Raw genomic sequence first — 18,537 nt, 5'->3', positions numbered from 1 at the left:
CCCGCGACTCCTCGGCCTTCCCCCACCGCGCCCGAAAGGCCCGTCCCCGTATGTCAGTTGAGCCCCTGTCGCCCGCCGCGGTCGTCGGCCGGCTGCGCGCCGCCGGGTGCGTCTTCGCCGAGGACGAGGCCGAGTTGATACTGGCCACCGCGTGCGGGCAGGCCGAGGTCCTCGCGATGGTGGAGCGCAGGGCGGCCGGGCTTCCGCTCGAACACGTCCTGGGCTGGGCCCAGTTCGGGCCGCTGCGCATCGCCGTCGACCCCGGGGTCTTCGTGCCGCGCCGGCGCACCGAGTTCCTGGTGGAGCAGGCGCTGGCCGCCGCCGCCACCGAGCGGCCCACCGTGGTGGTGGACCTGTGCTGCGGTTCGGGGGCGCTCGGGGCCGCCCTCGCGTCGGCGCTGCCGGGAGCCGAGCTGCACGCGGCGGACATCGATCCGGCGGCCGTGCGCTGCGCCCGCCGCAATCTGGCGCCCTTCGGGGGCCGGGTGTACGAGGGCGACCTCTTCGCGCCGCTGCCGCGCGCTCTGCGGGGGCGCGTCGACATCCTCACCGCGAACGTCCCCTACGTCCCGTCCGACGAGGTCGGGCTGCTGCCGCCGGAGGCGCGCGAGCACGAGCCGCTCGTCGCACTCGACGGCGGCTCGGACGGGCTGGACGTGATGCGCCGCGTCGCCCTCGCCGCGCGGGACTGGCTGGCGCCGGGCGGCACGCTGTTCGTGGAGGCGAGCGAGCGGCAGGTGCCGGGGGCGCTCGCCGCGATGGGCGCGGGCGGCCTCACTGCCCACCTGGTCACCTCGCGGGAGCTGTACGCCCACGTGGTGACGGGCACCCGCGACTGAGCCGCGCCGTCGGGCGGGCGGCGCCCGTCAGCCGGGCGGCGGGTCGTCGCGCCGGGGCGGTGCGGGGGGCCCGTGGTAGGGCGGGGTCCGGCCGATGCCGTGGTGCGGCGGGGGCTCGTGCGGGTCGTCGTCGCCCGTCCCGCGCCTGTCGCCGTCCGTCCCGCGCCTGTCGTCGTCCGTCCCGCGCCCGTCGCCGTCCGTCCCGCGCCCGTCGGCTCCCGTCCAGCGCCCGTCGGCGGGGCCCGGTGCCCCGCCCGCCTCGCCGCGACGTCCCGCCCCCTCGTCCGCGTACGGGTACGGAGGCGTGCGGTACGGGGCCGTCTCGTCCGGGGCGGTGCCGTGCGGCGTGGTGTCGTGCGAGGCGGGGTCCTGGGGCGCGGTGGGGTACGGCGCGGTGCCGCGAGGGGCCGTCTCGTCCGGGGAGGCGGGGTGCGCGGGGGTGGGGTGCGGGTCGTGCGCCGCCGCCGCGGTCGGCGCTCCGTACCCGGTGGGCTCCGCGAGCCGGTTGCGGCGGCGGCCCGCCATCAGGGCCGAGGCGAGCAGCAGCACCAAACCGCCGCCCAGGGCCATCGCGACGCCCTGCCCGAGGCCCTTGCCCGACGAGTCGACGGTGAGGTGGCCCGCCTCCTGCCCCTGGCGCACCATCCACAGGATGGTGAACCCGAGTACGACGAGCCCGGCCACGGCGACGAGCAGCCGGGACCGCAGCACCAGACCGATCAGGGTCAGCAGGGCCGCGAAGGCCAGGGGCAGCAGCATCGAGCCGGCCACCTGCGCCTTGTCGGCGGAGATGCCCGAGAACAGGTCGTCGATGCGGTAGGCGCTGCCGTGACGGCCGTCGTACCAGGCACGGAAGGGGCTCCAGACGGCGGCCGTCGCTCCGATGAGAGCGAGGATCGAGCCGAGGACATTGCGGACCATCTCGGCCCTCCTTAAAGAGAGCGGCTCTCGCAGCCGACGCTACGCCCGGCGGACGGCCCCCGCTACCCGGCGCCCCCGCTACCAGACGCCCCCCGCTACCAGGTGCCCCCCGCGCTACTGGGCGCTTCCCTCGTGACGCCAGGGCCCGGCGCGGGCGCTGTTAAGGTGTCGGCCGGTCTTCGGAGGGGGGCGACGGTGATACGTCGCAGGATGAAATGCGTGGCGGTCGCGGCGGGGCTCGGCCTCGCACTGACCGGATTCTCCAGTCACGGCAGCCATGGCAAGAGCCACAGCTCGGGCGGAGGCTGCTCCAACTCCCGCAAGAGCAACGGGAGTTCGGGAAGCAGTGACAGCAGTGGCGGCAGCACGCAGGACAGCGGTACCACCGGCCGGGCCTCCACGGGCGGCAGCGGTTACAGCAGTGGCTCCTACGGCAACCGCTACAACAACACCACCGGCACCACCAGCTCCCCCACGGGCGGCTCCACCTCCACCGGGACGCCGACCATCACCGCGCACGTCAGCGCCTGCGCCTCCGCCGCCGCCCGGCGCACCGCCTCGACGGTGGACGTGAGCACCGGATCCGGGCGCGGCAGCCACCGCTACCGGGTGGAGGTCACCTTCTACGACGCGGGCGGCGCCGCGGTCGACCGCGCGTCCACGACGGTGACCCTGGGCCCCTCGGCCCGGCGGTCCGTCACGGTGGCGATGGGCGCCCCCGCCCTGGTGTCCCGGGTCGCCCGCTGCGAGGCCCGGGGTTCGCTGGACTAGGGCGCGTCCGGCCCATCTCGTCCGTGGCGCGGCGCCCGGCACGTCCTGGCGCCGGTCACCTCACCCGGAAGTCCTTGGAGCGCCGGGCCGCGAACAGGTCGGCCTGCCGCTCCGGGGGCAGGTTGCCGAGCGCCACGAAGGCGGGGGCGCGGGAGTGGGCCTGGGCGAGGGTGGCCTCCTTGGCGGCCCACACCGAGCGCACCGTGCCCTGCACGGCCTCGGCGGGGAACGAGGCGATCGTCTCGGCGCACCGCACGGCCCCCGCCAACTCCTCTCCCGGAGCGGTGAGTTCGCTGACGAAGCCGATCTCGTACGCCCGTCGCGCCGACATCCGCTCGGCGGTGCCCAGCAGGGCCAGCCGGGCCGCCTCGCCGTGCGGCATCCGCAGCGCGAGGTACATCGACTCGTACGCGCTGACCATGCCGTACGTGGTGTGCGGGTCGAAGAAGGTGGCGTCCTCGGCGGCGACCAGGAACTCGGCCTCGCCGAGCAGGTAGAACGCCCCGCCGCAGGCCATTCCGCGCACGGCGGCGATCACCGGTTTCCACAGGTCGTTGGCCTTGGGGCCGATCGTGAGCAGCGGGTCGTCGGTCGAGTACGGGGAGGAGGGCTGCGGCACCTCGGCCGAGCGGTCGATGCCGGTGCAGAACGCCCGCTCTCCGGCGCCCGTCAGGACGACGGCCCGTACGGTGTCGTCATGCCGCAACTCGCGCCAGGCGGCGGCGAGTTCACCGGCCGTCGCCAGGTCCACGGCGTTCAGGCGCTCGGGCCGGTTCAGGGTGACGACCGCGACGCCGGTCTCCTTGTCGCGGGTCACCAGGACGCTCATGCGCGCTCCAGGAGCCAGCGCGGCACGCTCATCCCGTCGATCTCGGTGAAGGCGACCTGGACCCGGGCGCCGATCTTCAGGCGGGCCGGGTCGACCGAGTCGAGCGGGGCGCCGGGCTCGGCGACCACATTGCCGACCAGGCGGATCAGCGGGTCCTCGGCGAGCTCGACGACGACCGCGTTGTAGGGGGCCATGGCCGCGTAGTCGGGCAGCAGCGGGGGGTGCGGGAGGACGTAGGACCAGATGCGGCCGCGCCCCGACACCGGGCGCCAGGTGCTGTCGAAGGACTGGCAGTGCGGGCAGCAGGGCCGGGGAGGGAAGCGGAGCCGGCCGCAGTCGGGGGCGGCGCAGGCCTGGACGCGCAGTTCGCCCCGGGCCGCGTACTCCCAGAAGGGGGCGCCGTCGTCGTCCACTACGGGTGTGAGCATCTCTCAACTCCTCAGCAGGATGGCGGAGGTGGGCACTCCCTCGCCCGCGGTGACCAGGCAGGTGGCGGCGTCCGGCACCTGGGCGGTGCTGCTGCCGCGCAGCTGTTTGACGCCTTCGTTGATGAGGTTGAAGCCGTGCACATAGGCCTCGCTCAGACCGCCGCCGCCGGTGTTGATGGGCAGCCGGCCGCCGATCTCCAGGGCGCCGCCCTCGGTGAACGCGGCGCCCTCGCCGCGTCCGCAGAAGCCGTAGCCCTCCAGGGAGAGCGGGATGAGGGGGGTGAACGCGTCGTAGATCTGGGCCACGTCGATGTCCTCGGGCCCGAAGTCGGCCTGCTTCCACAGGTGTCGGGCGGCGGTCCAGGCCGGCCCCGTCAGCGGGTCGTCGTTCCAGTAGTTGACCATCCCGTGGTGCTGGGAGGGCAGGCCCTGGGCGGCGGAGTGCACGTACACGGGTTTCTGGCGGCAGTCGCGGGCCCGCTCCGCGGAGACGATGACGCAGGCCAGCGCGCCGTCGGTCTCCAGGCAGTTGTCGTAGAGGCACAGCGGCTCGCTGATCCAGCGCGAGGTCATGTACATCTCGCGGGTCAGCGGGCGCTCGTACATGATCGCGGCGGGGTTCTGGTTGGCGCGGTTGCGGCAGGCGAGGGCCACGTTGAAGAGGTGGTCGCGGGTGGCGCCGTGTTCGTGGAGGTAGCGGCGGGCGAGCATGCCGATCTCGTCGGCGGGTCTGAGCAGACCGAACGGGCGGGTCCACTGGGCGGGGGTGGGCAGCTGAACGGCCGTGTTCTTCCAGGGCCTTGGGCCGCTGCCGCGCTTCCTCGAGCGCCAGGCGACGCCGACGCTCGCCTGGCCGGTGGCGATGGCGGCGGCGAGATGGCCGACGGTGGCGCACGAACCGCCGCCCCCGAAGCCGACCTTGCTGAAGAAGGTCACGTCCCCCGCGCCGATGGACTTGGCGACCTCGACCTCGTCGGTCTCCTCCATCGTGTACGACGCGAACGCGTCCACCTCGGCCGGGTCGATGCCCGCGTCGTCGAGCGCGGCCAGGATCGCCCGGCACGCCAACGCCTTCTCGGACGCGGGCAGGTGCTTGGCGAACGGCGTCTGTCCGATTCCGACGATGGCCGTCGCGTCCTTCAGGGTGGCCATGGCCCCACCTCCACGAGCGTCACCAGTACTGACAGCGCAGGAGGCTACAGCTAATCTGACGGTTAGTCAGCAACCGGGAATCCCCCGCCCGTAACGGAGTTGAGGGCGGGGGAGGGCGGAGGGGCCAGCGATGGGGCTTGCGGAGCGCGGGGACCTGGAGCGCGGTGAACCGGAGCGCGGGGATCTGGAGCGCGGGGATCCGGAGCGCGAGGATATGGAATGGAGCACGATCGCGGAGCTCGTCCGCACCGCCGCCGCCCGGTACGGCGGGCGCGAGGCCGTCGTCGAAGGGCGCGCCCGGCTCACGTACGCGGAGCTGGGGGAGCGGGTCGAGCGGGCCGCGGCCGCCTGCCTCGCGGCCGGGACCGCACCGGGCGACCGGGTCGCCGTCTGGGCACCCAACACCGCGGACTGGATCGTCGCGGCGCTCGGCGCGGTGACCGCGGGCGCCGTGCTGGTGCCGCTGAACACCCGGTTCAAGGGTGCGGAAGCCGCCTACGTCCTCGCGAGCAGCCGCGCGAAGCTCCTGTTCGTGACCGGCACCTTCCTCGGCACCTCGTACGTGGCCTCGCTGCGCCGGGCGACCGCCGAGGGAACGGGCCCGGGCCCGCTGCCCGCGCTGCCGCACCTGGAGCAGGTGGTCGTGCTGTCCGACGACGCCCCCGACGCCTTCCGGACCTGGAAGGACTTCCTGGCGGGCGGGGAGGCGGTGTCGGGCGCGGAGGTCCGGGCCCGGGCCGACGCGATCAGCCCCGGCTCGCCCTCCGACATCGTCTACACCTCGGGCACCACCGGCCGCCCCAAGGGTGCGGTGATCACCCATGCGCAGACGCTGCGCGGCTACGCGATCTGGTCCGAGCTCGCGGGCCTGCGCGAGGGCGACCGCTATCTGATCGTGAACCCCTTCTTCCACACCTTCGGCTACAAGGCGGGCATCATCGCCTGTCTGATGCGGGGCGCCACCATGGTGCCGCAGCCGGTGTTCAGCGTCGACACCGCGCTCGCCAACATCGCCGCCGAACGCATCTCGGTGCTCCCCGGGCCGCCCACCCTGCACCAGTCCCTCCTGGACCACCCCGCGCGCGACCAGCACGACCTGAGCGCGCTGCGGCTCGTGGTGACCGGGGCGGCGGTGGTGCCGCTGCGCCTGGTCGAACGGCTGCGCGGCGAGCTGGGCGTGGGCACCGTCCTGACGGCGTACGGGCTGTCCGAGGCGAGCGGCATCGTCACGATGTGCCGCCGCGGCGACCCGGCGGAGGTCATCGCCTCGACCTCGGGCCGTGCGATACCGGGCACCGAGGTGTGCGTGCGGGCCGATCCGGGGGAGCCCGGCGAGATTCTGGTGCGCGGCTTCAACGTGATGCGGGGCTACTTCGAGGACGAGGCGGGGACGGCCGGGGCCATCGACGCGGACGGCTGGCTGCACACCGGCGACATCGGCGTCCTGGACACGGCGGGCAACCTGCGCGTCACCGACCGGATCAAGGACATGTTCATCGTCGGCGGCTTCAACGCCTACCCGGCCGAGATCGAGCAACTCCTCGGCCTGCACCCGGAGGTGGCCGACGTGGCGGTGATCGGCGTCCCCGACCCGCGCCTGGGCGAGGTGGGCCGCGCGTACGTGGTCCGCAGGCCGGGCTCGCCCGTGACGGCGGACGACCTGATCGCCTGGGCCCGGCGCGAGATGGCCAACTACAAGGTGCCGAGGTCGGTGGAGTTCCTCACCGAACTGCCGCGCAATGCCGGCGGGAAGGTGGTCAAGGGTGAGCTGCGGGCCCTTGGTATCAGGGGCTAGCCCGTGTTGGTATCAGGTGGTACCTTCTGGGTATGGCGAAGACCCAGATCAACATCCGCATGGATGACGAGACGGCCGAGATGGCCCGCCAGGCGGCCGCTACCCGGCGCATAGCGGTCAACGAGTACGTCGAGCAGTTGATCCGCGACGACAACGAGCAGCTCCGGGCCGTCTTCATGGCCGCCGCCCAGGAAGTCCTCGACCACTACGGGGACTTGATCGATGAGATCGAAGGGGCTCCCGGCGAGTGAACGTGACCATCGACCTGGCGTGGATCCTGGAGGTCGCCCGGCGCGCGGGCCAGGACGACCCCGCCGTCGACGACTACGGCGTGCCCATCGCGGCCGTCGAGCGGCACCGGGCGGTTCTGGTCGGCCAGGACGTGTATCAGGGCGTGTACGCCCGGGCAGCGGCGCTCGCGCACACGCTCGGCCGGATGCGCTGGCTGGAGCGGTCCAACCTGCGGGTGGCGGTGGCGGTGGCGCACGCCTACCTGATCGCCTCCGGCGTCCCGGCGAAGCTGGACCAGCGGAGGGTCTCCGCTCTCGCCGCCGAGCTGAAGAAGGACGCCTGCACCGCTCATAGCGTGGCCGCCGTGCTCAAGACCTGGGCGGTGTGACGGCCGGCCCTCCGGACGCACAGCGGTGCGGACCCGCCCCCCAGCGGGTCCGCACCGTGTGATGGTGCACGGCCGCGGCGGCTCCCCTCCCGCGCCGCCGCGACCGTCCCCCGTGGAGGTGGTCCTACTGGAGCTGGGCCTTGAAGGGCTCCGACGTGGCGTGCTGGTCCATGGTGGTGAGGGCCGGCTCGTCCGTGGCGTGCTGGTCAAGGACCGTGACGGGTGTGCCGGTGGCGTGCTGGTCGAGCGTGGCGATGGCGGGCTCGTCCGTGGCGTGCTGGTCCTGCGGCGTGACGACCGGCGGCTCGTTCTTCTTCACGTCGCCCATAGTTCTCATCTCCCGTTAGTGACGCTGCCTGATGGAGAGGCGAAACCGTCCGGCCACTCCCCCGAGGGTGGCCGGACGGACTTGCCAGGGCCGGCAGGTGGATGACCGGCCTTCCAGTCGGCCTGCGCGCCCCCCGACGCGGCGGGCCGACAAGAAAGACAATGACGGGTGCCGATAAACGTTCAATGAACGCGCTGACCAGGGGCGTTATGCGGCGGCCAGGGGGCTGAGCAGGGCCCGCACCTGGGCCGCCTCCGGCGAGCCCAACTCCTCGAAGATGACCAGCGCGTCGCGCCAGCAGACCTGGGCGCGGCCCGCGTGTCCGATGCCCGCCAGAGCCTGCCCCAGCACCGTCAGCACGTTGCCGCGCCGCCACTCGCCCCCGATGCCGCGCAGCACGGTGAGCGCCATCTCGGCGTTGGCCGCCGCCTGGGCGGGCCGCCGGCCCGCGAGGTCGACCTCCGCGAGCCGGAACAGCGTCATCCCCTCCCACAGCCGCTGGCGGCTGTCGCGGAAGACGGCCAGCGCCTCGTCGAGCCGGTCGGCCGCCGCGCGCAGCTGGCCGCTCTTGGTGAGGGCGAGGCCCAGCGCGTAACGGGCGTTGGCGCCGCGCAGTTCGTGTCCCATCGCGTCGTAGATGTCGAGGCCCTCCTGGGCCAGGGTGACCGCGCTCGCGGTGCGGCCCATCGCCAGGTGGATGCGGGACAGGTTGCACAGCGCGCTGGCCTCGCCGGGCCGGTTGTCGTCGGCGCGGAACGCCTCGATGGCGCGGGTCAGATGCGTCTCGCCGTCGGTGTGCCGGTTCTGGTAGAGCGCGATGATGCCGCGCGCGTTGGAGGCCCAGCACAGCGGCAGCGGGTCCCGGGTGGGGCCGGCCAGGCGCATGGCCTCCTGGGCCTCGCGGTCGGCGTGCTCGAAGCGGCCCGCCAGCTGGTGCACATTGGCGAGCGTCATCACCGCCCGCCCCTCGGCCTGCGTGTCGCCCTGGCTGCGCGCGGCCTCGCGCACCGCCTCCGCGGTCGCCTCGTACTGGCGGGAGTTGGCGCCGGACTCGCCGAGGTCGAGCGCCGCGTACAGCAGGTCGACGGCCCGGCGCAGGGTGCCGGGGCCCGCCAGCTGGCGTACGCAGGCGAGCAGCGGGTCGGCCTCGGCGTAGAGCCAGTCCTGGGCCGAGTGGCGGTCGCCGAATGACAGGCCCCGGTGGGTGGTGGGCTCCAGGTGGTCCACGAGCCGGTCGCCGGGACGCTCCAGGGCGTACACCCCGGCGGCGGTCGCCAGGTAGAAGTCGAGCAGCCGCGAGAGCGCCGAGTCGCGCTCGGCCGGCGGCAGGTCGTCGCGCTCGGCGCAGGAACGCGCGTAGAGGCGCACCAGGTCGTGGTAGCGGTAGCGGCCCGGGGCCGCCGACTCGACCAGGGAGGTGTCCACCAGGGATTCGAGGAGGTCCTCGGTCTCCTGCTCGGGCAGGTCGAGGACGGCGGCGGCGGCGGCCAGCGAGAGGTCCGGCCCGTCCGGCAGCCCCAGCAGCCGGAAGGCGCGCGACTGCGCGGGCTCCAGTTGGCCGTAGCCGAGCTCGAAGGTCGCCTTCACCGCGAGGTCGCCGGCCTGGAGCTCGTCCAGGCGCCGGCGTTCGTCCGCGAGCTTGGCGGCGAGCACCGACACCGTCCAGGTGCGGCGCGAGGCGAGGCGCGAGGCGGCGATGCGGATGGCGAGCGGCAGGAAGCCGCAGGCGGCCACCACGTCGAGGGCCGCCTCGCGCTCGGCCGACACCCTCTCCTGGCCGACGATCCGGGTGAACAGCTGGAGCGCCTCGTCGGGGCTCATCACGTCCAGGTCGACCAGGTGCGCGCCGACCAGGTCGACCATGCGGATACGGCTGGTGACGAGCGCCGCGCAGCCCGCGGTGCCCGGGAGCAGCGGCCGGATCTGGGCCGCGTCGCGGGCGTTGTCGAGCAGCACCAGGACCCGGCGGCCGTCCAGGGTCGAGCGGAACAGGGCCGCGCGCTCCTCCATCGAGTCGGGGATCGCCGCGTCCGGGGTGCCGAGCGCGCGCAGGAACGCGCCGAGCACGGTGTCCGGCTCCGCTGCGTGCTGGCCCGCGCCCTGGAGGTCGACGTAGAGCTGGCCGTCGGGGAAGTAGGGGCGGGCGGCGTGGGCCACGTGCACGGCGAGCGTGGTCTTGCCGACGCCGCCGATCCCGGCCAGCGCCGAGACCGCCATCACCGTCGTCTCGGCGCCGGCCAGGCGCGAGGTGAGCTCCCGCACGAAGGCCGAGCGGCCCGTGAAGTCCGGTACGGAGGCGGGCAGTTGGGCCGGGCGCACGGGTGCGGGCGCGGCGGCGGGGGCGTCGGCCGACGGGCGCGCGAGGTCCTGGTCGGCGCGCAGGATGCGCTGCTGGAGGCGGGCGAGTTCGGGGCGCGGGTCGACGCCCAGCTCGTCGGCGAGCAGCCGACGGGTGTCCGCGTACACGGCCAGGGCCTCGGCCTGGCGCCCGCTGCGGTACAGGGCCAGCATCAGCAGTTCGCGCAGCCGCTCGCGCAGCGGCTGCGCGGCGGTGAGCGCGGTCAGTTCGGAGACGGCCTCGGCGTGGCGGCCCGCCTCCAGGTCCAGGTCGAGGCGCGCCTCGGTGAGCTGGAGGCGCCATTCGGCGAGCCGGGTGCGCTGGTTCTCCGCGTACGGTCCCGGCACGCCGGCCAGCGGTTCGCCGTCCCAGTGGGCGAGGGCGGCGCACAGCAGCTCGCGGGCGCGGCCCCTGTCGCCGCCGGCCCTGGCCTTGTCGGCCGCCGTCGCCTGCTCCTGGGCCCGGTTGAGGTCGAGGGTGGCGGCCCCGGCCCGTATCGCGTAACCGCCGGACTCGCTGACCAGGACGCCGGGGTCCAGCACCTTGCGCAGCCGCGAGGCGTAGGTGCGCAGCGCGGCCAGGGCCTGCGAGGGCGGCTCGTCGCCCCAGATGGCGTCGATGAGTTCGCCCGCGGTGGCGGTGCGGCCGTCGCGCAGCAGCAGGGCCGCCAGCAGGGCGCGCTGTTGCGGGGAGCCGGACGGCAGCGCCTGATCGCCGCGCCAGGCCCGGACGGGCCCGAGTACGCCGAAGCGGAGCCCGGCGCCGGACGCCTCCCGTCCGTGCTCGGGCGTCTCCTGGTCGAGCCGGCTCGTCGCGTGCTGCGGCGGCGGTACCGGAGCGCGCTGCTCCGGTACGCGCGGCCCGCCGTCACGGTCCATTGCTGCCCCCTGTACCCCCGTACTCCTGGAATGCTCCCCGCCAGTCTGCCCTGTCCGGAGGGGTCGCGTCAGCAACGGGTGACGCTCTGCACAAGGCTTCGACACATGCCCTGCACGGTCGACGCAAGCGCTGTCCGGCCCCGGGCGTGGCAGAAGCCGCCGCGGCAGGGGCGCGGAATCAGCTGACGGATCGTCAGATCGGGTCTACCGTGAAGGACATGGAGACCTTCCCGAAGATCATCTCGGTGGACGACCACACGGTGGAGCCGCCTCACGTCTGGCAGGACCGCCTCCCGTCGAAGTACCGCGACAGCGGACCGCGCATCGTCCGCGCCCCCCTGAAGGAAATGACCTTCCTGGGCGGCAAGTTCGCGCCGGTCATGGGCGCCAAGGGCGACGAAGGGCCGATCGGCGACTGGTGGGTGTACGAGGACCTGCACCGCCCGCTGACCCGCCTGGACACGGCGGTGGGCTACGACAGGGACGAGATACGTCTTGAGGTCATCACCTACGAGCAGATGCGCCCCGGCTCCTACGACGTGCCCGCCCGGCTCGCCGACATGGACGTCAACCACGTCCAGTCCGCGCTCTGCTTCCCGACCTTCCCGCGCTTTTGCGGCCAGACCTTCACCGAGGCATCCGACCGCGAACTCGGTCTGCTCGCGGTGCGGGCCTACAACGACTGGATGGTGGAGGAGTGGTGCGGCCCGCAGGCGCACGGGCGCCTCATCCCGCTCACGCTGATCCCGCTGTGGGACGCGGAGCTGGCCGCCGCCGAGGTCCGCCGCAACGCGGCGCGCGGGGTGCGCGCGGTGGCCTTCTCCGAGATCCCCCCGCACCTCGGGCTCCCCTCCATCCACACCGACGACTGGGACCCCTTCCTCGCCGCCTGCGACGAGACCGGCACCGTCATCGCCATGCACATCGGCTCCTCCAGCAGGATGCCCTCGACCTCGGCGGACGCGCCGCCCGCGGTCGGCTCCACCATCACCTTCGCCAACTGCTGCTTCTCGATGGTCGATTGGCTGATGAGCGGCAAGTTCGAGCGCTTCCCGGGACTGAGGATCATGTACGCGGAGGGCCAGATCGGATGGATCCCGTACATCCTGGAGCGCGCGGACGTGGTGTGGGAGGAGAACCGGGGCTGGGGAGGCGTGGCCGACAAGGTCCACCGCCCGCCGTCGGAGCTCTTCGCGGAGCACGTGTACGGCTGCTTCTTCGACGACGCGTTCGGCCTGCGGAACCTGGACGCGGTGGGCGTGGGCAACGTCCTCTACGAGACGGACTACCCGCACTCCGACTCGACGTGGCCGAGGTCCAAGGAGGTCGGCCAGGCCCAGATGGGACACCTGGCGCCGGAGCTGGTGGACCGGATCGTGCGGGGCAACGCGATCGACCTGCTCGGGCTCACCCCCGAGGGGCTGTGGCCGGGCCGGTAGCGCCTCTGCGCCTTCCGTTCCCCGCGGTGTTCCGCAAGACTCAACTGCGGTGTTCCGGGCCACACTTCCCTTGACCATCACATTGCCAGTCCTATATCAGGGCTCGACCAGGAGGAAGGGGGAAATCACCGTCGGCGACCGGTGGCCAACTGATCGTTTTCCGTGTTACGTTCAGGCGTGCCTGGCACCGAAAGGCCAGGTTCCGGCGGTGGTACCTCACTTGACCATGAGGGCGCGACCGCCGGGTAATCGGGGGAATGAAGTCCGGGGGGACCTTTCGGTTTCCACGCCTGTTCGGGTTGCCTGTCTGGGCTTCCTCCCCCTTGCGACGACGCAAGGGATGAATCGAATGAACCGCAACGCTCTGCGGATGGCCGCCGTTTCCGCCATCGCCGCCGTCACCCTCGGCGGGGCCGCGGGCCTCGCCCAGGCCTCCGAGTCCCGCGCGGCCGCGGCCCCGGTCTCCGTGACGCAGCAGGCGGCCGTGCACACCGAGGCCCAGCAGGCCGCGAGCGCCCTGCTGGCGAGCCCGCTGGCGGCCAAGCTCTCGCCGGCCGAGCAGACCCAGATGCGACAGATCGCCGGCGGCGAGTTCACGGCCGCCAGCAAGTGGAGCGCCATCCGTGCCGCGTTCAGCAAGGTGGGCGGCTTCGCCAAGGCCATCGGCGGCAAGTACAGCGACTTCAAGAAGTGGTACGACGGCCTGTCGTGGTGGGTGAAGGCGCCGCTCGCGGCGGTCAGCCCCGGTCTGACGATCCTGGACATCTACAACGCTCTGCACTGATGACCCGCGGGGGACCGCCCTGGTGACGATCCCCCGGTGAGTCCGACCCGGGGGGCGCGCCACGGCTCCCCGGACTGTTCAGCACGCGGTGTTCGTCCGGTCCGTCCGGACGGACCGGACGAACACCGCCACCCGCAGACACGGAGCGTCCCGGATGAACGACACCAAGACCCCCCGCACGGCCACCGGCACCTGGGCCCTGCCGCTGCTCGCCCTCGCGCCCCTGGCGGCCGTCGGCGTCCTCACGGACCGGACGGCCGGCCCGTGGAGTGCGATCTCCTGGGTGCTGTGGGCGCTGTCCGCCCTTCTGGTGGCGGTCGAATGGACCGTGGTGCTGCGCCGCGGTCCGCGCCGCGGCGCGCAATGGGGTCCGTGCATTCTCGTGCACGCCGTACTGGCCTGGCAGTTGACCGCGCTTTTGCTGCACTGGTGAATGCCGAAAGGAATGCACCGGCAAAAGGACTTGTGAAGGCGGAAGAATTGCGCTGCGCATTGTCGGAATGAAATGCGCGAAGGCGAAAGGTCATCGGGGGAAGAAGTTCGCGGGCGCCCTTTCGGTTTCCACGCCTGTCCAGGGTGTCCGTGAGGACTTCCTCCCCCTTGCGATAACACACGGGAAGCCTACCCGAACCCGCCGATCGCGCGCCCCGGCCGTTCCCGCGCCCCTGCTCTCCGGGTCCGGCGGGCCCCGCCGCTCCGGGGCCCCGGCCCACCCCTTGATCGCCCCCCGACACCCATCAAGCACGGAGGTACTTCTGTCATGCCCTGGGCACGCGACCTCGCCGTGAGTCTGACCGCCCTCGGTGTACTCGCCACGGGCCTGTCGTCCCTCACCGCACCGCAGGCGTCCGCCGCGCCGGCCGGGCAGCACCGCGCGGCCGGCGCCGCCGAGGGCGTGCCCGGCACCTACCTCGTCACGCTCAAGGACGCGGCTGCGCGCGCCGATTCGGCCGAGGGCCTGGCGCCGGCCCGCGCCCATGGCGCGACCGTGCGGCGCACCTACCACCAGGCGGTCAACGGGTACTCCGTCCAGGCCACGCCGGCGCAGGCCCGCGCGCTCGCCGCGGACCCCGCGGTCGCGTCCGTGTCGCCCAACCGCTCCTTCCGCGTCACCGGCACCCAGCCCCGCCCGGCGTCCTGGGGGCTCGACCGGATCGACCAGCGCCGCCTGCCGCTCGACCGGAGCTACACCTACCCGGACAGCGCCGGATCCGGCGTGACCGCGTACATCATCGACAGCGGGATCCGCATCACCCACCGGGACTTCGGCGGCCGGGCCTCCTACGGCTACGACGCGGTCGACGACGACCCGGTCGCGCAGGACGGGTTCGGTCACGGCACCCACGTCGCCGCCATCGCGGCGGGCAGCCGCCACGGGGTCGCCAAGAAGGCGAAGGTCGTCGCGGTGCGCGTGCTCGACGACGCGGGCAACGGCACCACCGAGCAGATCGTCGCCGGCATCGACTGGGTGACGCGGCACGCGAAGAAGCCCGCCGTCGCCAACCTGTCGCTCAGCGGCGGCGCGGACCCGGTGGTCGACCAGGCCGTCAGGAAGTCCATCGCCTCCGGCGTGACGTACACCGTCGCGGCCGGCAACGACGGCCAGGACGCCTCGGCGTCCTCCCCGGCGCGCGTCCGCGAGGCCGTCACCGTGGGGTCCACCAACGAGCGCGACGCCCGCGACAGCCTCTCCAACTACGGCGGTGCGCTCGACCTGTTCGCCCCGGGCGAGTTCATCACCTCCGCCGGGAACGCCGGCGACACGGCCACGCTCACCGACTCCGGCACGTCCATGGCGGCCCCGCACGTGGCGGGAGCGGCCGCGCTCTACCTGGCCGACCACCCGCTGGCCCGGCCGGGCCAGGTCGCCTCGGCCCTGGTCGCCGCCGCTTCGAAGGGCCGCGTCACCCGGCCCGGCCCGGGCTCGCCCAACCGCCTCCTCGCCGTGGGGGCGCCGCGCTGACGTCCGGTACGCCGCGCACGCCTCTTGCCTGACCAACCGTCAGCAATGACGATGGCCCCGTACGTATGTGACGGTGCGTCAGATATGGCTGGAGGCGGTCCCACGGTGCCGATACTGCCGAACGGACGACTGGTGTACGGGATGCAGCTCCCCGTCCAGTCGCAGAGCACCCTCTACGCGGAGGACTGGGAGGCCGAGGCGGGTCCCGGGGACCTGGCCGAGATCGCGCGGGCGGCCGACCGGTCGGGCTTCGCCTACATCGCGAGCTGCGACCACGTGGGCGTTCCGCGCCGGCTCGCGGGGCCGATGAGCACCATCTGGTACGACCCGGTCGCCACGCTCTCCTACCTCGCCGCGATCACCGAGCGGGTCCTGCTGATGAGCCATGTGGCGGTGGTCGGCCTGCGCCATCCGCTCGTCACCGCCAAGCAGTACGCGACCCTGGACCACCTCAGTGGCGGGCGGCTGATCCTGGGGGTCGGGGCCGGGCACGTCCGCGAGGAGTTCGATGCGGTCGGGGCCGACTTCGCGGGCCGGGGCCCGGTCCTGGACGAGACCATCGACGCGTTGCGGGCCGCGCTCGGACCCGAGGAGTACCCCTCGTTCCAGGGCGAGCGCTTCTCCTTCGACGGCCTCGGCCAGCGACCGAGGCCCGCTCAGCGACAGGTGCCGATCTGGGTCGGCGGCTCCTCGCCGGCCGCCGTGCGCCGCGCCGCCCTGCGCGGCGACGGCTGGCTGCCGCAGGGCGACCCGCGCGAGCAACTCCCGGCTCAGATAGCCACCTTGAAGTCCCTGCGTGACCAGGCGGGAGTCGCCGATCCCATCACCGTGGGCGCGATCACCGAGGCCCTGTACGTGGGGGAGCCCGCCTGGAACACCGGCCGGCGCACGCTCACCGGCAAGCCGCAGGCCCTCGCCGAATCGCTGCGCGCGTACCGCGCGATGGGCGTGGACCAGATCCAGGTGCGCTTCCGCTCCCGCGACCGGGCCGAACTCCTCGACCAGATCGCCGCGTTCGGGGCCGAGGTCGGCCCGCACCTCAATGACTGACGCAGCCGAAAGCCAGGAGGACCGCATGGGCAAGCTCGACGGACGGGTCGTGTTCATCACCGGAGCGGCGCGCGGACAGGGCGAGCAGGAGGCGCGGCTCTTCGTGGCCGAGGGCGCCAGGGTCGTGATCGCGGACGTGCTGGACGAACAGGGCGAGGCGCTGGCCAAGGAGCTGGGGCAGGAATGCGCCCGCTTCGTCCACCTCGACGTGAGCCGCGAGGAGGAGTGGACCGCCGCCGTCGCCACCGCCAAGGACGCCTTCGGCAGGATCGACGGCCTGGTCAACAACGCCGGCATCCTGCGCTTCAACGCCCTGGTGGACACGCCCCTGGACGAGTTCATGCAGGTGGTGCAGGTCAACCAGGTCGGCTGCTTCCTCGGCATCAGGACGCTGGCTCCCGAGATCGGGGCGGCGGGCGGCGGCACCATCGTCAACACCGCCTCGTACACGGCACTGACCGGCATGAGCGCGGTGGGCACGTACGCCGCGACCAAGCACGCCATCCTCGGTCTGACCCGGGTCGCCTCGATGGAGCTGGCGCACCTGGGGATCCGGGTCAACGCGGTGTGCCCGGGGGCCATCGACACGGCGATGTCCAACCCCGCCCAGCTGGACCCGACGGCGGACGCGTCCGAGACATCGGCCGCACTGGACGCGCTCTACCGCAAGCTGGTGCCGCTCGGGCGAGTGGGCAGGCCCGAGGAGGTGGCGGCCCTGGCGCTGTTCCTGACGTCCCAGGACTCCTCCTACATCACCGGGCAGCCGTTCGTCATCGACGGGGGCTGGCTGGCGGGCGTGTCCCTGTTCTGAGCCCGCCGCCCGCGTCCTGTCGTCCGCGTCGCGCCGGCACGCGCGCCTGACTGTGCGTCAGCTATTGACGCCTCTCGCGGCCGGTGGAACAGTCGAGCCCGTCACAATCTGACGATGCGTCAGAAACGCGTGAGTCCCATGAAGGAGAAGTCCCTTGGAATTCGGACTCTTTGTGCAGGGATACGTGCCGGCAGCACGGTCCGCGGTCGACCCCATGGCGGAGCACAAGGCGCTGATGGAGGAGACGAAGTACGTCATCCAGGCCGACAAGTCCGGCTTCAAGTACGCCTGGGCCTCCGAGCACCACTTCCTGGAGGAGTACTCGCACCTCTCGGCCAACGAGGTCTTCCTCGGCTACCTCGCCCACGCCACCGAGCGCATCCACCTCGGCTCGGGCATCTTCAACCCGCTGGCCCAGGTCAACCACCCGGTCAAGGTCGCCGAGAAGGTGGCCATGCTGGACCACCTCTCCGAGGGCCGCTTCGAGTTCGGCAGCGGGCGCGGTGCGGGCTCCCACGAGATCCTCGGGTTCATACCCGGGGTGACCGACATGAACTACACCAAGGAGATCTGGGAAGAGACCATCGCCGAGTTCCCCAAGATGTGGCTCCAGGAGGAGTACCCGGGGTTCCAGGGCAAGCACTGGCAGCTTCCGCCGCGCAAGATCTTCCCCAAGCCGTACGGGACGTCCCACCCGGCCATGTGGTACGCGGCCGGCTCGCCCTCCTCGTACGCCATGGCGGCGCGCAAGGGGCTGGGGGTGCTCGGGTTCTCGGTGCAGAAGGTCTCCGACATGGAGTGGGTCCTCGAGCAGTACAAGACGGCGATCCGGGAGGCCGAGCCGATCGGGGACTTCGTCAACGACAACGTGATGGTGACCTCCACGGCGATCTGTGCGCCCACGCACGACGAGGCGGTGCGGATCGCGGTCGGGGGCGGGTTGAACCGGCTCCAGTCGCTGGTGTTCCGCTACCACGACACGTTCCCCCGTCCCGAGGGGATTCCGGAGTGGCCGGAGCTGCTGCCGGAGTACAGCGCGGAGATCATCGAGCTGCTCATCGCGGAGGAGCTGATGATCTGCGGGGATCCGGATGAGGTGACCGCTCAGTGCAAGCGGTGGGAGCAGGCGGGGGCGGACCAGTTGTCGTTCGGGCTGCCGATCGGGGTGTCCTTCGAGGACACGCTCCAGACGATTCGGCTCATCGGGGAGCACGTGATCCCGAAGATCGACACGGACCCGGTCCACCGTACGGCCCGCTTCCGGGCGGCTCGCTGACGGGGTGTGCTTCGGCCTGGGCCGGGTTGCCGTTCCGGGGGTTGCCTGGGCCTGGGTGGGGGCCCCGGGCCCCGGGGGGTTTGCCCACCCGCCCGCCCGTGGAGGGGGCTGGCTGGCCCCGGCTCCCTGGGGCTCCGCCCCAGACCCCGGGGGGCTCGCCCGCCCACCCGCCCGTGCAGCGGGTTGAAGGGTGCGGCCCCTGGGGCTGCGCCCCAGACCCGCTGAGGGGCTCCGCCCCTCGGACCCCGGCGGGGGCTGCGCCCCCTGCACCCCCCTATCGCGCCTGAACGGCGCTCGTCCTCAAACGCCGGACGGG

18 protein-coding genes are annotated in these 18,537 nt (G+C 72.9%); 12 read left to right on the top strand and 6 right to left on the bottom strand.

The annotated features are described in order from the left end of the window. Positions 1 to 50: 50 nt before the first annotated feature. On the top strand, positions 51 to 839 hold the full coding sequence (locus ACGF3I_RS25775) for a putative protein N(5)-glutamine methyltransferase (RefSeq protein ID WP_393135885.1): 789 nt from the start codon (positions 51 to 53) through the stop codon (positions 837 to 839). A 27-nt stretch (positions 840 to 866) separates the two neighbouring features. Here ACGF3I_RS25775 and ACGF3I_RS25770 read toward each other — a convergent pair whose 3' ends face one another. After that, entirely contained in the window at positions 867 to 1,760 is an 894-nt protein-coding gene (locus ACGF3I_RS25770) for a hypothetical protein (RefSeq protein WP_393135884.1), read from the bottom strand. A 219-nt stretch (positions 1,761 to 1,979) separates the two neighbouring features. Between ACGF3I_RS25770 and ACGF3I_RS25765 the strand changes: the two genes are divergently transcribed. Continuing rightward, positions 1,980 to 2,531 (top strand): hypothetical protein, encoded by a 552-nt coding sequence (locus ACGF3I_RS25765; RefSeq protein WP_393135882.1) that lies wholly within the window; start codon positions 1,980 to 1,982, stop codon positions 2,529 to 2,531. A gap of 55 nt (positions 2,532 to 2,586) precedes the next feature. On the opposite strand, the gene ACGF3I_RS25760 is transcribed toward ACGF3I_RS25765, so the two are convergent. Genes ACGF3I_RS25760 through ACGF3I_RS25750 form a run of 3 tightly spaced genes read right to left on the bottom strand, consistent with a single transcriptional unit; the run spans position 2,587 to position 4,940 of the window. Beyond that, the gene (locus ACGF3I_RS25760; RefSeq protein WP_393135880.1) at positions 2,587 to 3,360 is read right to left on the bottom strand and encodes an enoyl-CoA hydratase/isomerase family protein; all 774 of its coding nucleotides are present in this window, start codon (positions 3,358 to 3,360) and stop codon (positions 2,587 to 2,589) included. Next, positions 3,357 to 3,788: a Zn-ribbon domain-containing OB-fold protein gene (locus tag ACGF3I_RS25755; RefSeq protein WP_393135878.1), complete on the bottom strand. Its 432-nt coding sequence runs from the start codon at positions 3,786 to 3,788 to the stop codon at positions 3,357 to 3,359. Before ACGF3I_RS25755 ends, ACGF3I_RS25760 begins: the two co-directional genes overlap by 4 nt. Positions 3,789 to 3,791: 3 nt before the next feature. Continuing rightward, on the bottom strand, positions 3,792 to 4,940 hold the full coding sequence (locus ACGF3I_RS25750; protein WP_393135876.1) for a lipid-transfer protein: 1,149 nt from the start codon (positions 4,938 to 4,940) through the stop codon (positions 3,792 to 3,794). Positions 4,941 to 5,154: 214 nt separating this feature from the next. Here ACGF3I_RS25750 and ACGF3I_RS25745 point away from each other — a divergent pair, with 214 nt between their 5' ends. The 3 genes from ACGF3I_RS25745 to ACGF3I_RS25735 are packed head-to-tail and all read left to right on the top strand — an operon-like array spanning position 5,155 to position 7,354. Next, the gene (locus ACGF3I_RS25745) at positions 5,155 to 6,735 is read left to right on the top strand and encodes a FadD3 family acyl-CoA ligase (protein WP_393136035.1); all 1,581 of its coding nucleotides are present in this window, start codon (positions 5,155 to 5,157) and stop codon (positions 6,733 to 6,735) included. Between the two features lie 32 nt (positions 6,736 to 6,767). Further along, entirely contained in the window at positions 6,768 to 6,986 is a 219-nt protein-coding gene (locus tag ACGF3I_RS25740) for a hypothetical protein (protein ID WP_393135875.1), read from the top strand. Further along, the gene (locus ACGF3I_RS25735; RefSeq protein WP_393135873.1) at positions 6,983 to 7,354 is read left to right on the top strand and encodes a fic family toxin-antitoxin system, toxin component; all 372 of its coding nucleotides are present in this window, start codon (positions 6,983 to 6,985) and stop codon (positions 7,352 to 7,354) included. The genes ACGF3I_RS25740 and ACGF3I_RS25735 overlap by 4 nt, the downstream gene beginning before the upstream one ends. Positions 7,355 to 7,478: 124 nt before the next feature. Here ACGF3I_RS25735 and ACGF3I_RS25730 read toward each other — a convergent pair whose 3' ends face one another. Beyond that, a complete protein-coding gene (locus ACGF3I_RS25730; RefSeq protein WP_393135871.1) occupies positions 7,479 to 7,673 on the bottom strand; it encodes a hypothetical protein in 195 nt (64 codons plus the stop codon). A gap of 216 nt (positions 7,674 to 7,889) precedes the next feature. Then, positions 7,890 to 10,898, bottom strand: a complete 3,009-nt coding sequence (locus ACGF3I_RS25725; protein ID WP_393135869.1) for a BTAD domain-containing putative transcriptional regulator — start codon at positions 10,896 to 10,898, stop codon at positions 7,890 to 7,892. Between the two features lie 218 nt (positions 10,899 to 11,116). Between ACGF3I_RS25725 and ACGF3I_RS25720 the strand changes: the two genes are divergently transcribed. From ACGF3I_RS25720 to ACGF3I_RS25690, 7 genes are all read left to right on the top strand, one after another. After that, the gene (locus ACGF3I_RS25720; protein ID WP_393135867.1) at positions 11,117 to 12,337 is read left to right on the top strand and encodes an amidohydrolase family protein; all 1,221 of its coding nucleotides are present in this window, start codon (positions 11,117 to 11,119) and stop codon (positions 12,335 to 12,337) included. Positions 12,338 to 12,686: 349 nt separating this feature from the next. Further along, on the top strand, positions 12,687 to 13,121 hold the full coding sequence (locus ACGF3I_RS25715) for a hypothetical protein (RefSeq protein WP_393135865.1): 435 nt from the start codon (positions 12,687 to 12,689) through the stop codon (positions 13,119 to 13,121). 154 nt (positions 13,122 to 13,275) lie between these two features. Further along, positions 13,276 to 13,554 carry a hypothetical protein gene (locus tag ACGF3I_RS25710; RefSeq protein WP_393135863.1) on the top strand — a complete coding sequence of 93 codons (279 nt, stop codon included), beginning with the start codon at positions 13,276 to 13,278 and terminating at the stop codon, positions 13,552 to 13,554. A 327-nt stretch (positions 13,555 to 13,881) separates the two neighbouring features. Beyond that, positions 13,882 to 15,084 carry a S8 family peptidase gene (locus tag ACGF3I_RS25705; protein WP_393135861.1) on the top strand — a complete coding sequence of 401 codons (1,203 nt, stop codon included), beginning with the start codon at positions 13,882 to 13,884 and terminating at the stop codon, positions 15,082 to 15,084. An 84-nt stretch (positions 15,085 to 15,168) separates the two neighbouring features. Continuing rightward, positions 15,169 to 16,134 carry an LLM class F420-dependent oxidoreductase gene (locus ACGF3I_RS25700; RefSeq protein WP_393135859.1) on the top strand — a complete coding sequence of 322 codons (966 nt, stop codon included), beginning with the start codon at positions 15,169 to 15,171 and terminating at the stop codon, positions 16,132 to 16,134. Positions 16,135 to 16,159: 25 nt separating this feature from the next. Beyond that, positions 16,160 to 16,945, top strand: a complete 786-nt coding sequence (locus tag ACGF3I_RS25695; RefSeq protein ID WP_393135857.1) for an SDR family NAD(P)-dependent oxidoreductase — start codon at positions 16,160 to 16,162, stop codon at positions 16,943 to 16,945. 154 nt (positions 16,946 to 17,099) lie between these two features. Continuing rightward, positions 17,100 to 18,221, top strand: coding sequence for an LLM class flavin-dependent oxidoreductase (locus ACGF3I_RS25690; RefSeq protein ID WP_393135855.1), 1,122 nt, complete (start codon positions 17,100 to 17,102; stop codon positions 18,219 to 18,221). The last annotated feature ends 316 nt before the right edge of the window (positions 18,222 to 18,537 follow it).

The organism is Streptomyces sp. NPDC048111, assembly GCF_043202815.1.
Taxonomy (GTDB): domain Bacteria; phylum Actinomycetota; class Actinomycetes; order Streptomycetales; family Streptomycetaceae; genus Streptomyces.
This window is presented reverse-complemented; position numbering and strand designations above follow the sequence as displayed.